We start from the raw sequence: 14,059 nt of genomic DNA on the forward strand, positions 1-14,059 counted from the left end.
GTCTCTCGGACGGGTACTACGCCATGTCAGGACTCGACCTACACCTTTTCAGGAATGCGCCGACTTGTGACCGTTGCCTGCCGTCATTAACGTTCGGCTCCCCGGACTGTTTTGCCTGCCTTGGACCTCGATTGACAGATTCGCTTCAGCACAATGGCTGCCCGGTTCGGGCTTGCGGGCGGCCAATACCCTACTTCCCCCCCCCCAAAAAAAAATCGGAGGCTTGAAGATGGCCACTCCCACGATCATCGTCCCGATCGCCACCAGCAAAACCAACTCCTGCCAACTCAACCTGCCGTGGTTCGTGCAGCGCACCGAATACGACCCGGTACCCGCTACCTTCGAACCGCTGGTTAACGGCGAGCGCGCATTCGGCGCGGTCTATGACGCCATCCTGGCGGCCAAAAGCAGCGTGGAAATCATCTGCTGGGGCTTTCAGCCATCGATGTACTTCAAGCGCGGGGACACCAGTTCGCTGTGCATCGGCCAACTGCTGGGCATGGTGGCGGCTAAAGGTGTCAAGGTACGCATATTGTGCTGGTCCGATAGTCTGCACCTGACGGCGGCATTCGCTGAAAACATGACACCGGGCCGCAACCTGGCCTCGTTCATGTCAGGTGGTCGTAACGATGCCCAGCGCGAGTTCGACTGGGAATGGTATCGCCGGGCGACGAAGACCGACGTCAAGCGACGCTCCTGGTTCGAAAGCCATACGCCACTGGGGGCCCTCTCCCGCGCGAGGGGCGATTGGCTGGCCAAGGCCTTCAGCTTTGGCAAGGAAGCGTTCGAGAACATCGAGTTCGTCGCGCGGGACCTGAACCTGACGGACCGCGTGGAAATTGCCTGGCAGGTTGCGTTGAACAGCGCAGACGGCCAGCGTTCGAGATTCAACAAAGCGGCCACCGCCGGTGCGATGTCCATGATCCCGACACACCATCAGAAGATGGTGCTCGTCGATTACGAAACGCCCGATACCGCCGTCGGCTTTGTCATGGGGCATAACATGCTGGATGCCTACTGGGACAAGAACGATCACAGCGCCGCAAAGATGCACGCACAAACGGGGCGCAATGGCGAAACCCCGCGCCAGGACATTTCCAGTCGTGTGACCGGCCCGGTCCTTGAGTACCTCAACCACAATTTCGCCCAGGCCTGGTTGCATGAAACAGGTATCGATCTGCTGACTCCGAGAAAGGCCATTGCCAGCGCGCTCAGGCCACGGGCGGGGTTCGGCCCGCGAATGATGGCGCAGGTCTTGCGAACGCAGTTTCAGGAAGGTCGGCAAGACATCAAGGCGAACTACCTGCAAGCGGTAAGGAATGCGACGCAGTTTTTGTATCTGGAGAACCAGTACTTCCGTTGGCCACCCTTGGCCGAGGAAATCAAAAAAGCTGCAGCGGTCCAGGTGGCCTGGGGTCGAAACACGGCCGTGCACGGCCCGATCTATCTGTTTGTCGTGACCAACTCCTCCAATGAAGGCATGGGCGATGGCACGGTCAACACCTACCGGATGCTCAGGCAGCTGGGGCGTCCGGATGTCATCCCCGAGGTCTCCCGGCTGGAGCGCCGCGATGAACTTCAGGAACAAGTCGCTCAAGCCAGGCAGAAGGTCCTCGACGCCCAGCGCGAATCCACCTTGTTCAACCGCGGTTATGGCCATATTCACGGCGAATGGGTCAGTCGGGCCTACGAACCCATCGAGGCTCGACTGAAAGCGGCGCAGCAACATTACGAGGAATTGGTGGCCAGCCTTCCTCAGGAAGACGCCAAGCCCGTGCTGCCCGAAGAGATTCCGGGCCTGAAGGTCGTGGTATGCACCCTGGTCGCTCCGGACTCACCACCCGGCAACTGGCTGGATGTGTATATCCACAGCAAGTTGATGATTATTGATGACGTTTTCACCACTTTGGGGTCGGCCAACATCAATACGCGAAGCATGGAAGTCGACAGTGAGTTGAATATCTGTGTTGAAGATCCGGCGGTTGCCAAGCCTTTGAGGAAGCAGTTGTGGGGGATACATACGGATGAGCAGGGGGCGGGGGATGATATTAGAGCTGCTTTTAATACTTGGACTAGGATCGCGGGTTACAACGCTGCAAATCGCAGCAATAGCGAAAATTTAGAGTCTCCGATGAGCTCTCTGACTGAGTTCAGAAGGGAAAGCCCTAGTCGAACTTACAAGGATTGATAATGTTTTTCAGGGTTGTGTTTTTGGCTTTTTTATTGGTGGGTCTTGAAGGGTGTAAAAAGGAGGAAGGTTTGGATATCACAGATGATCATATGGCCTATGCCTTGGGTAAATTGCAGTTTACCTGTGTTAAAGAATCAGAACGCCTGCCGCCTGTTAGTGAAAGTGCTCAGAGCCTTTATAACTATGCACGATTCCTTGATTCAGGGGTTGCGCAAAAGGACTATCAACAGATTGCCAGATTTTATCGATTAGGTTACGCAGCGGGCAGCTACAAGGCTGGCACCAATCTGCATACGTTGATATCACAAGGCATGATTAAAAGTGATGAGCCTGGCAAGGAAGTCATCGATATCGTCGAGTCGCTCATTTCGGCAGGTGTTCCAGGCGGCTACTACGATATGGGGCATTACCTGGAGATTGGATATGGGGTCAAACAGGATACCAGTCGAGCACATGCATATTTTCGAAGAGCTGCGGACTTGGGTAACCCCGATGCGCAGTTTTACGTGTCGAAGTTGCTTGAAGGGATTACGTCTGCGAAACAAGTAGTTCTTGATATGCGTCGTTGCGCCATGAATCAGGGGCATGCGCAGAGCGCTTACCATTACGGAATGTTTTTAAAGGTGCGGCACTCCTATCCTGAAGCTATTGAGGGTTTTCAGTCAGGCACCCGAAATGGCAGTAGTAATAGTGCCGGGTTCTTGAGTGGAGGGTTTGCAACACCAGATCCAAAAGACCGGTTGTATTATTTTGCGCTGGCTGAGGATCCAGAGCGCTCCCGACGCTACGCAATAATCGAGGAGTTCCTCGACCGCTATGAAGACCTTGGTGCCAAGGTCCCCGACATCGACAGCATCGTCCCGCTCCCCCCCGCCAAACTCCCGGACTGGGACGGCACCTTCGAATGGCTGAAAAAAAGGGACTCCACACCACCTCCGGAGAAACCTTCGGAGGAGATGATTCGCGAACTCAGTGAGGAAAAAGGCCTCGATCCGGAAACCGGCCTGCCCCTGTCAAAACATCAATGACAATTACCGGCGCGCTGAGTACCAGCTGGGATTCTGGAGGAGCGAGCTTTCTCGCGATGGTCGTCAACGATAACGCGCGAATTCTGGAGAAACGCGGTGTCTTTGAGATCTTCGCGAGCAAGCCCGCTCCTACAGGTATTGTGTTAACCGTTTACTTCGGTGCGCTCGGGTTCAACGTCGGCGTTTCATCGAAGAAATTCCACGGCTTCAACAGCACATGCACCCACTCGGTCGGCATGATCGGCCATTCCTCGGCACGGGCGATGTGGGTGGTGCCGGTGGTCAGCCAGACCACGTCGTCGGTGTTCTCGATGGAGTGGTTGTCCTGGGTGAACTGCCCCAGGCCCGAGTCCTTGTCCGAGCGGTTCGGGTACTTGCCTTCCGGGTATTTTTCCTCGGGGTTGTATTGGGTCACCCACAGTTGCTTGTCCATGAAACTCAGGCGGTGGTAAAGCCATTCGTCCTTGCCGAAGTTGGCGCCCTTGGCCACCGGGTGGGTGCCGCCGGCGTACGGAATCAGTTGATAGGAAACCGGGTTGCCGACCTTGTTCTCCTTGCTGAAGTTGGTCAGCAGGCGCACGGTCGACGGGTCGAATTTTTGCGCTGCCTGTTGCTCGGTGCCGACCACTTTGGTTTCGGTTTGCATGGTGCTGGTGCGCGGGCCGCCACGGTCGTTGGGCAGCACCACCGGGTTCACTTCCACCAGTGAGTTCTGCTCGCCGTCCACGTCCATGTCGAGGCGGAAGTTGTAGATGTGCTGGTGTGTGGTGCCGACGATGTTGTGGTCCAGCAGGGTGCCGTAGCGCGTGTCTTCCCTGGCGGTGTCTTCGTGCATGGTTTTGGACTTCACGCCCTTGACCGCTTCGATGCCGGTGGCGCCGGCGTCGATGCCGAGGGTGCCGTTCTGCTGGAAGACCCAGTCGAAGATGTAGTCGTAGTTGCCGACGGTGCTGATCCAGCGCACCACCAATTCACGACGCTCGGTGCTGAGGTTGGGCTGGCCCATTTCCTGGTGTTTGTATTCGGGGCCGGCGTAGCGCTCGAACACCGCCATGGCGCGGGGGATTGCCGTCGGTGCACCGGTGTAGTCGGCGATGGTCGCGTCCAGCAGCACGGCGTTTTGAGGGGCGTCCTTGCCACGGGCAATCGGCGAAGTCAGGGTGCCCATGCCATAGTCGCCGGAATCGAGGTAGGCCTTGAAGTACCAGCCGATGTCCGGGTCGCCGTAAGGCACGATCATGCCGCCCAGCGAGCCTTCGTACATGATCTTGCGTTTCTTGCCCTTGTCGTCGTAGGTGACGGTGGACAGGATCGGGCCGACCCGCGAGTCAAGGCGAACATGGAAGTCCCAGTTCTGCCAGTGAATGCTGTTGCCGCTGATGGTGTAGTTCTTGCCCTCGGGCTCGATGATCTCCAGCGGCTTGACTGCGACGCCCTGGCGTCCGCGCCCGTCATACGGCGTCGGCTTCATCGGCACCGGAATGAGCGCTTCGTCTTCGATCTTGATCAGCTTCTTCTGTTCCAGGTCGACAATCGCCACCAGGCCCTCGATCGGGTGCGCCCAGTAGTTGCCGTCACCGGTGTTGAGGTAGCTGACGATTTTCAGCAGGCGCTTGTCCTGCGCCAGGCCGTCCTTGCCGTCGAAGTAACCGACGGTCAACGGCGTAGCCACGACCTTCTTCACGTCGTTGATGCCGCGCTTGGCCAGGGCCTGGGCGTATTCCGGGCTGGTCTCGACGGCGGTTTGCACCGTGGCGAAATCGTCCAGCAAGACCATGCCGTGGGCGCCTTCGATCGGCTTCCAGGACTTGAGTGTTTTAGTGTCGAGATCCACCAGCGCTTCGATCACGTGTTTGCCGTCAAGTACCACGATCGAGGCCTCGCGCGGCTGGGCGACGTTCTGCCCGGTGAGGGCGAAGTTCCACACCTGATCCTTGGGCGGCGCCTTGACCGAGACTTCGGTGAAACGGAAACCGGGTTTGTAGTTTTCCGATTTCCTGACGATGTCCACGGCCGTGGTGATTTCGGCAGCGCTCAGGGGGTTGAGCGGGTTGGGGCGGGTCTCGACGACGAAGGTCTTGTCCAGCCCGGACTGGAACACCTGGTTGATAAAGTCCTTGGACATGAACGCCGTATGGTCCTTGAACACCACCGGCACCGTCAGCTCGATACGCTTGCCGTTGAGCATCGCCACTTTGCTGTCGGGCTTGACCTTGAGATAGACCCCGTCCTTGGCAATGGTGAACAGATTGGCGTAATCGTCCCATTTCACCGTGGCGCCAAATTCCTCAAGACCCGCTTGCAGCGGCACCATTTCGGCGTGACCGCCGTGGGCCTGGGCATTGCCCGCCCAGAAAGGCAGACCGAGGGTGCTTAAGGTAATGGCCAGGGCCAGGCGGGCAAGCGGTGTTCTCTTGGGCGATGCTTTGGGGCTGAACATGGGTGAATTCCTGGGGAAAAGCCTGGTACGGGCATTCCTGCACTTTGTTACAACCCGTCAATGGATGCTTTTGAATGCCTGCCAGATTTCTTTGGCTCTGTGCCGCGATCCAGCTTTCCTGACGGAAGGCACATTGGCAAGCGGACAAAGTACTCGTCCATTGGGGCGCAGTCATTGCTTCAGGTTAATAGGAAGCATTACTATTCACGCCCCCGTTTCCACAGCACACCGCAATGACCCTCAAGCTGCCCCGCAGACACGGCTTTTTCGAGCATTACGAAGAGTTGGTTGGCACCTGGACCCGTCGCCTGAGAAATCGTCAGCAGGCCGAGGACCTGGCCCACGACACCTTCGTGCGGGTGCTTGAGTCCGATTCGGCGGCGGTGCAGCAGCCCCGGGCGTATTTGCACCAGACCGCGCGCAACATTGCCGTGGATGGTTATCGGCGTGAGGACCGGCGGGGCGCCATGGAGTCAGAGGCGATCGATCTCAGTGAGTCGCCGACCGGCGACCCGGAGCATTTCATGCACGCGATCCAGTTGGCCGATTCCATCGAACGGGCGCTCACCGAGCTGCCGGTCAACTGCCGCAAGGTGTTTGTCTGGCAGAAAATCGAGGGCCTGACCCAGGCCGAAATCGCCGAACGCCTGGGACTGTCCAAGAACATGGTGGAAAAGTATATGATCCGCACGCTTCGGCACCTGCGTGATCGCCTGGACGGGTTGCAGTCATGACCGGTCGCGGCTTCTCCTCCCCAGCCAAACAGGAACTTCCATGATGGATACTCGTGATTGTGCGTGCGGGCAATCAGCGGTTCGCGATGACGCGGCGCGGTGGTTTGTGCGTTTACAGGAGCCTGTTGCCGATGTCGAAGTGCGTCGCCGGTTCCAGGCCTGGCTGGACCAGCACCCTCAGCACCGAAGCGAATTCGAAGTGCTCCAGGGCTTGTGGAGCGCCGCCGACCTGGTGCCGGCCGCGCGTTTGCGTGCCTTGTGTGAAACCCCGCCAGCCCTGAAAAAACCTCGTCCCGTGCTGCGTTACGCGGTCGCCGCCAGCGTGCTCGCGGTGGCGCTTGGCCTGGGTTTGTTCAGCGGCCTGAATCATCCGGCGCCTTACACCGCCGGGTTTTCAACGGCCCTGAATGAGCGACGCCAAGTGGCGTTGCCCGATGGCTCGGTGGTCGATCTGGACAGCCGCAGCCGGATCCAGGTGCGCTTTGAAAAGGGGCAGCGCAATGTTGAGCTGACCGAAGGCGAAGCGATGTTCAGCATCGAGTACGACACCAGTCGGCCTTTCGTGGTCGCGGCGGGCAGCGGCAAGGTCACGGTCACCGGCACCCGATTCGACGTACGTCATGGCACCAGCGAAACCCGGGTGGTGGTGGAGCAGGGCACCGTCAGGGTTCAGGGGCGCGATGCCGCCGAAAACGATTTCATCAATCTGACGGCAGGCCTTGGCACTCACGTCGATGCCCAGGGCAAGGTCGCGGCCGCCTACGCCGTCAACCCGGCGGAAATGACCGCCTGGCGCAACGGCAAACTGGTGTTCAACAACGCCAGCCTGGCCGATGTCGCCGAGCAGGTCTCGCGCTATCGGGAGAAACCGCTCAAGGTCGCCAGCGCAGCGGTGGGCGATCTGCGCCTGACCAGCGTGTTCAAGTCCGACAACACCGACGCACTGCTCAAGGCCTTGCCGAGCATCCTGCCGGTGGCCGTGCGCACCCTTGGCGATGGCAGCCAGGAAATCATTTCAAAATAAAATTCAGGTTTTTTTCGAGTTCATCGTCTTCCTGTTCAACTGCAACTGGTTTGCATTAACAAACGCACACTCTTGCGATCCACAGGATTACGTTCGACGTGAAAAACTCCACCGCTAAAAACAACAAATTCCCCTGGTTGCCGCTGGCTCTCGCCCTGGCGGTCAACGTTGCACTGCCCCAGGCCTTTGCCGCCGACGGCATCCGCATCCCGGCGCAACCCTTGGGACAAGCCTTGAGCCAGTTGGGCCAGCAAACCTCGCTTCAGGTGTTCTTCAGCCCTGAGCTGGTCGCCGGTAAACAGGCTCCGGCGGTGGACGGCAATATTTCCCCGGAAGACGCACTGCGCCAGTTGCTGCAAGGCAGCGGCCTGCAATACCAGATCGATGAAGGTTCGGTGACGTTGATGCCGGCGCCGACTTCGGCGGCCAACGGCCCGCTGGAACTGGGCGTGACCGACATCAAGGTGGTGGGCGACTGGCTCGATGACGCCGATGCCGCCTTGGTGCAGAACCACCCTGGCGCACGCACGGTGGTGCGCCGCGAAGCCATGGTCGAGCAGGGCGCGATGAACGTCGGCGAGGTGTTGAAACGCGTTCCTGGCGTGCAGGTGCAGGACGCCAACGGCACCGGCGGCAGCGACATTTCCCTTAACGTCGGCGTGCGCGGCCTGACTTCGCGCCTGTCGCCTCGCTCTACCGTGCTGATCGACGGCATCCCGGCGGCGTTCGCGCCCTACGGCCAGCCGCAACTGTCCATGGCACCGATTTCCTCCGGCAACCTCGACAGCATCGACGTGGTACGCGGTGCCGGCTCCGTGCGTTACGGACCACAAAACGTCGGCGGCGTGATCAACTTCGTGACCCGCGCGATCCCGGAAAAAGCTTCGGCGGAAATCGGCACCACCCTGGAAACCTCCCAGCACGGTGGCTGGAAGCACATCGACACCGCGTTCGTGGGCGGCACCGCCGACAACGGCATGGGCGTGGCGCTGTTGTACTCCGGGGTGAACGGCAACGGTTACCGTGAAAGCAACAACGGCAACGACATCGACGACGTGATCCTCAAGACCCATTGGGCGCCGACCGATGTCGACGATTTCAGCCTCAACTTCCACTACTACGACGCCAAGGCCGACATGCCAGGCGGCCTGACCCAGGCGCAGTACGACGCCGACCCGTTCCAGTCGGTGCGCGACCACGACAACTTCAGCGGTCGCCGCAAGGATGTGTCGTTCAAGTGGGTGCGGCAGATCGACGATCGCACCCAGGCCGAAGTACTGACCTACTACACCGACAGTTTCCGTGGCAGCACCATTGCCTCCCGTGACCTGAAGACACTCAATTCCTATCCGCGCAGCTACTACACCTACGGTATCGAACCACGGGTGTCCCATGTGTTTGATGTGGGCCCGACCACCCAGGAAGTCAGTGTCGGTTATCGCTACCTGAAAGAGGCCATGCACGAAGAGGCCAGTCGTGTGGCGCTGGTCAACAACGAGCCGGTCGTGCGTCCTGGGTCGGACGGTCATGTCTATCAGGACCGCACCGGTGGCACCGAGGCCAATTCGGTCTACGTCGACAACAAGATCGACGTTGGCAACTGGACCGTTACCCCGGGTATTCGCTTCGAGCACATCAGCACCGATTGGCACGATCGCCCGGTGCTCGATACTGCCGGTAAACGGGTGCCGGAGAAAAAACGCAGCATCGAGAGCAACGAGCCGCTGCCGGCCCTGAGCGTGATGTATCACATGTCCGAGGCCTGGAAACTGTTCGCCAACTACGAAACCTCGTTCGGCGCGCTGCAATATTTCCAGCTGGGGCAGGGCGGTATCGGTAATGAGCCTGCCAACGGCCTGGAGCCGGAAAAGGCCAAGACCTACGAAATCGGTACGCGCTACAACGATGACGTGTGGGGCGGCGAGGTGACGCTGTTCTACATCGACTTCGACGACGAACTGCAATACATCAGCAACGATGTGGGCTGGACCAACCTCGGCGCGACCAAGCACCAGGGCATCGAAACCTCGGTGCATTACGATCTGGCCGCGCTGGATCCACGCCTTGAAGGCCTGACCGCCAACGCCGGTTTCACCTACACCCGAGCCACCTACGAGGGTGAGATCCCGGGCTTCAAGGGCCGTGACCTGCCGTTCTACTCCCGTCAGGTGGCCACTGCCGGCCTGCGCTACGACATCAACCGCTGGACTTACAACGTCGATGCGTTCGCCCAGTCCAAGCAGCGTTCGCCGGGCACCGGCGTGAACGCCGATGGCAGCTTCAACGGCAACTACATCACCGAAGGCACCGCCGACGGCCAGTTCGGTGATATCCCGGGTTACGTGACCTGGAACGTGCGTGGCGGCTATGACTTCGGCCCGCAGGTGTCGAACCTGAAACTGGGGGCGGGGGTGAAGAACATCTTCGACAAGCAGTACTTCACCCGCTCCAGCGACAACAACTCGGGCATGTACGTCGGTGCGCCGCGCACGTTCTTTGTGCAGGCCAGTGTCGGGTTCTGATAGTACGACAATCCATAGCCCGGTCGTTCCCGCAGAACCTTTTCGACCTGCGGGAACATACGTCTTTTTTATTCCGGGACCTGGAAGTCGGCGATGGGGGAAGGATTGCCGGCCAAATCGGTTGTTTTGAGACAAACCTTCACCGTACCTTCGTTGGTATCAATTTCGAAGACTCCGATCGAAGGAGGTACGCGTACGTAATTATTTTCGTCCAGGCAGTCAACCTCTTTACCCGCCTTGTATTGGTACTTATAGGCGTCCAGATCGGGAGTGACCGGAAACGTTCGGACTGAGTACTCATTCGGTAGCCCCTGGTTTTTGGAGATGGAGTAAATAGGGGCGAGCTTGTTCGGCCCTTCTAGCATCCACCGCCAGTAAATTCTGGCATTGCGCGCGTCCCACTGACCAGGTGGGCCAATTTTTTGCTTCTGTCCCATAACGCATAGCAAGTACATTCCTGCGCCATCGACAAGTTCTCGACGCACTTCATTCTGGCCGTTTGAATTGCTGACGAATACCTTGCTATAACCGCCGGGTACACCACATTCAGCCAGCGTTCTTGTGAATTTGTAACGGAAGTAAGGACGATCCACCCCAAAGGACTGAACCCATAGCCATGGGATAACTTGTCCGGAATGGTCACGTTCAAGTTTGTGCCAGTCCAAAGCCGTGGTATTGGAGAAAGTGAACGCCGGGCCCAAGGAGCATTGTCCGTTGTTGCGATTAAACAGGCCGTCTTTAAAGCACGCCTGCAAACCGACTGTTGGCGTGGTGTAATTTGTGTTCAACGACTTGCTTACTTGACCATTCACCACTTCACAGGGCGCGCCACTGTTGCATCGCGACTGCCCGCTTCCTCGTGTTGTCGTACCGACCACAGCAAGTACTTCATTGTTGTAGCGTCCCAGTACCGGTGAGCCTGAAATACCGGACACAACATCAAGACATCGATTACTGACTTGATTCTGCCATGCCCATAAGCCTTCAATGACGCCTGCCGAATGTTCCCGGGGGCAGGCCATTCTTTGAACGTGGCCTTCCATAGGTGCTCCAATAATCAAAATGTCAGCCTCTGTTGGCAGAGCGCTTGCCAATTTCAATGGTTGAACACCGTCACTTATCAGTTGACCGATCGTCCGGTCGAGTTGAACGATTGAAATATCCTGCCCGCGAATGGTGCTCCAGTTTATTTTGGTGACGGGATAAGACTTGGGGTCATCGGCAGTATCCCGAAAGTAGTTGAAGATGACACTACCGCTTGCGTCTGCGTTTACAAGAACCACATCCGGATTCAGATTGTTGCAATGTCCAGATGTCAGCACATAAGCGGGTCCGTCCATGTCATTGGCTCTGCCGCGCGTGTCGATCAAAGTGCCCGAGCAGGTCATGCCATTTTGAATTTCAACTCGCCCGATTGACTGCCAGTGATCGTATTTCCCGTCACTATTATTCAAAGGCTCTGCGGTAGAGAAATTGGGAGTTCCTTCTCCCCAATCCTGCTGTTTGCCAACAGCCACAGCTGTAGAAGGGTTCAAGCTCACTAAGGTTATAAAAAAAAGGGGACTCAGTTTCGCAAACAATGAACATTCCATGACTCGCATCCTGATCTGAAGTATTGAAACTTAAGGGTCAGTTAAGAGTGTCTCTACTGTCTACTGTCATAAATGACAGTATTCGATGCCGTTGGTCGATTAACTGACCAGGCTGGATGGGCATAAGCCAGACTGAATCTGATTCTTTCAGACCTTCAACACCTTCCCGCCAATCGCCACCGCCACCAGCAACAGCGCCATCAAGGCAAAGGCGAAACTCAAGCTGCTGCCATGGGCGATGAAGCCGATGACGGCAGGGCCTGCCAGGATGCCGGCATAACCCAGGGTGGTAATGGCCGGCACGGCGATGCTTTCGGGCATGACGGTCTGTTTGCCCACCGCGGTGTACAACACCGGCACAATGTTCGAGCAACCGGCACCCAGCAGCGCATACCCCAATAGCGCGGCTTCCCAACCCGGCGCGAACGTTGCCAGAAACAATCCTGAAGCGGCCGTCAGCCCACCGAACACAATCACCCGTGTCGCGCCCAGCCGCCCTACGATTTTGTCGCCGGTCAAACGCCCGGCCGTCATGGTCAAGGCAAACGCCGCATAACCGAGCCCCGCATATGCCGTGTCGATGCCACGTTCCTGCGCCAGGAACACCGCGCTCCAGTCCAGTGCCGCGCCTTCGGCGAGAAACACGATGAAGCACATCCCGCCAATGAACAGGACAATGCCATGGGGCACCGCGAACGCCGGCCCCGAACGCTCACTGCCGTAGGGCAACAGATGCGGCACGGCCCGGGCAAGCGCGATCAGCAGCATCACGATCACCACCAGTGTGGCCCCCAGTGGAGAAATACCCAGGCCAAGCAACCCGCTGACGCCCGCCGCCCCGACAATCCCACCCAGGCTGAACAGGCCATGGAAACCCGACATCATGTTTTTGCCGCTGGCGCGCTCGACGATCACCGCTTGCAGGTTGACCGTCGAATCCACCGTGCCGAGACCCGCGCCGAACATAAACAGCGCCGCGATCAAGGCCGGAATCGACGACACCGTCGCCAGCAGCGGCAGGGCGGCACAGATCAGCAACGTTCCGCCAGTCGTCACCCGCCGGCAGCCGAAGCGCGTGGCCAGGATCCCGGCCAACGGCATCGCCAGGATCGAGCCTGTCCCCAGACACAACAGCAACAGGCCCAGGGTGCCTTCACTCAGTTCGGCCCGGGCCTTGGCATAAGGCACCAGCGGTGCCCACGCGGCGATACCGAACCCGGCGATAAAAAAGGCGATGCGCGTGGACATTTGCTCCAGGTGGCCGGGAACGAAGGTGGTTTGGTTGTTGAGGCTGGTCATATCAATCCCTGGCAAAAAACGTCACGTCCTCAACGGACAGTGATCGACCGGCGAGGGTTCGATCGGTGCCCGGAAAGTTTGCGGAGCAATCAGCGCGACATCGTTACACAGCGCCGGTGTTTTTCGCGATATGTTGAGCCATTCCAATGACACGCGGAGGGCGCCATGGCGCAGAGGTACGATGCACGGGGCAATATCTATATCGTGGTAGCCCCCGAAGAACTGCGTAGCCAAGGCATTGACCTGCCCAAACAGGCCAGCCAGGCAGCGCAAACACTCCAAGCCTGGGCGCTGGCCGCCATCGAGGCTTGCTGTAGCTGGGCTCCCGGCACGCAACCGTCCGGCAGCAAGGAGCATCGCAGCGACGGTTTGCTGGTCGGCCCCTTTCAATCCTCGCCCCCCTTTGATCTGTTGATCGTCAACACCGACGGCACCCTGGCCGAACGCAGCGGCAATGGTCTGACGATTTTTTCCCAGGCGTTGAACGACCAAGGGCTTTTACCCCGCGACGAAGCCTGTCTGCTCAGGGTTCACCACGACAAATCCGACACGCCCTCACCGGGACAGACTTCAGTGAGGACCGCACAAGTCGAGGACGCAAAGGGTTTCTGGCTTGATCTGGGCCAGCCTGGGTTCGGGCCTTCGGCGGTCAGTGCCGTGGGGGTTGAAACAGCGCTGTTGAATGGCCGCGAACTCAGCCACGTCGAGCAATTGTCGGCACTCAATGGCGCATGGTCGCGCAGCCAGTTCGCGCGGGTCGGTAATCCCCATTGCGTGACGCTTGTCGAAAACGTCGACGATCTGCCGAGCAATGAGCAGATGCGAGAACCGGCGCTGGGTGGCGGGTTGATGCGAATCGCCTACGCCATGCCGGTCGGTGCAGGCAAACCTTGTCCGGCGGGGATCAATCTGCAATGGGCGATGCGCTTGTCCGAAGGGCATATCGCTGCGCGGGTGTTCGAGCGGGGCGAGGGACCGACGGCGTCGTCGGGGACCAGTGCCAGCGCGGTGGCGTGCGCGGCGTGGCATGTGGGTTGGGTCAGGGCCGGGGAAGTGAAGGTGACGATGCCGGGTGGCACGGCGCCGATCTTGCTGGAGGAGGAGCGGGGGGAGTTGAGTCGGGTCAGCCTTTTTGGTACGGCTCGGTTGATCGATTGACTTCAAAATAGCCTTCGCGGGCAAGCCCGCTCCCACAGTGATCTTCAGTGAACACTGAGTCTGTGTACGAC

9 protein-coding genes are annotated in these 14,059 nt (G+C 58.8%); 6 read left to right on the forward strand and 3 right to left on the reverse strand.

From position 1 onward, the window contains the following. The first annotated feature begins 229 nt into the window (after positions 1-229). Positions 230-2,188, forward strand: a complete 1,959-nt coding sequence (locus tag PMI34_RS14885; RefSeq protein WP_008049806.1) for a phospholipase D-like domain-containing protein — start codon at positions 230-232, stop codon at positions 2,186-2,188. Between the two features lie 2 nt (positions 2,189-2,190). Then, positions 2,191-3,219, forward strand: a complete 1,029-nt coding sequence (locus PMI34_RS14880; protein WP_008049807.1) for an SEL1-like repeat protein — start codon at positions 2,191-2,193, stop codon at positions 3,217-3,219. Positions 3,220-3,370: 151 nt separating this feature from the next. Here PMI34_RS14880 and tynA read toward each other — a convergent pair whose 3' ends face one another. Next, complete coding sequence (gene tynA / locus PMI34_RS14875; protein WP_008049808.1) at positions 3,371-5,659, reverse strand: primary-amine oxidase; 2,289 nt, start codon at positions 5,657-5,659, stop codon at positions 3,371-3,373. Positions 5,660-5,892: 233 nt separating this feature from the next. Between tynA and PMI34_RS14870 the strand changes: the two genes are divergently transcribed. From PMI34_RS14870 to PMI34_RS14860, 3 genes are all read left to right on the forward strand, one after another. After that, positions 5,893-6,393 (forward strand): sigma-70 family RNA polymerase sigma factor, encoded by a 501-nt coding sequence (locus PMI34_RS14870; RefSeq protein ID WP_008049809.1) that lies wholly within the window; start codon positions 5,893-5,895, stop codon positions 6,391-6,393. Between the two features lie 40 nt (positions 6,394-6,433). Beyond that, positions 6,434-7,417: a FecR family protein gene (locus tag PMI34_RS14865; RefSeq protein ID WP_008049810.1), complete on the forward strand. Its 984-nt coding sequence runs from the start codon at positions 6,434-6,436 to the stop codon at positions 7,415-7,417. A 98-nt stretch (positions 7,418-7,515) separates the two neighbouring features. After that, positions 7,516-9,939: a TonB-dependent siderophore receptor gene (locus PMI34_RS14860; RefSeq protein ID WP_008049811.1), complete on the forward strand. Its 2,424-nt coding sequence runs from the start codon at positions 7,516-7,518 to the stop codon at positions 9,937-9,939. A 68-nt stretch (positions 9,940-10,007) separates the two neighbouring features. Here the strand turns inward: PMI34_RS14860 and PMI34_RS14855 are convergent, their stop codons facing one another. Both PMI34_RS14855 and PMI34_RS14850 read right to left on the reverse strand, forming a co-directional pair. Continuing rightward, on the reverse strand, positions 10,008-11,531 hold the full coding sequence (locus PMI34_RS14855; RefSeq protein WP_008049812.1) for a trypsin-like serine peptidase: 1,524 nt from the start codon (positions 11,529-11,531) through the stop codon (positions 10,008-10,010). A 147-nt stretch (positions 11,532-11,678) separates the two neighbouring features. Beyond that, positions 11,679-12,830, reverse strand: a complete 1,152-nt coding sequence (locus PMI34_RS14850) for an MFS transporter (protein WP_008049813.1) — start codon at positions 12,828-12,830, stop codon at positions 11,679-11,681. Between the two features lie 165 nt (positions 12,831-12,995). Here PMI34_RS14850 and PMI34_RS14845 point away from each other — a divergent pair, with 165 nt between their 5' ends. Beyond that, positions 12,996-13,988, forward strand: a complete 993-nt coding sequence (locus tag PMI34_RS14845) for a diaminopimelate epimerase (RefSeq protein ID WP_008049814.1) — start codon at positions 12,996-12,998, stop codon at positions 13,986-13,988. Positions 13,989-14,059 lie beyond the last annotated feature (71 nt).

Source organism: Pseudomonas sp. GM74, assembly GCF_000282455.1.
GTDB lineage: Bacteria > Pseudomonadota > Gammaproteobacteria > Pseudomonadales > Pseudomonadaceae > Aquipseudomonas.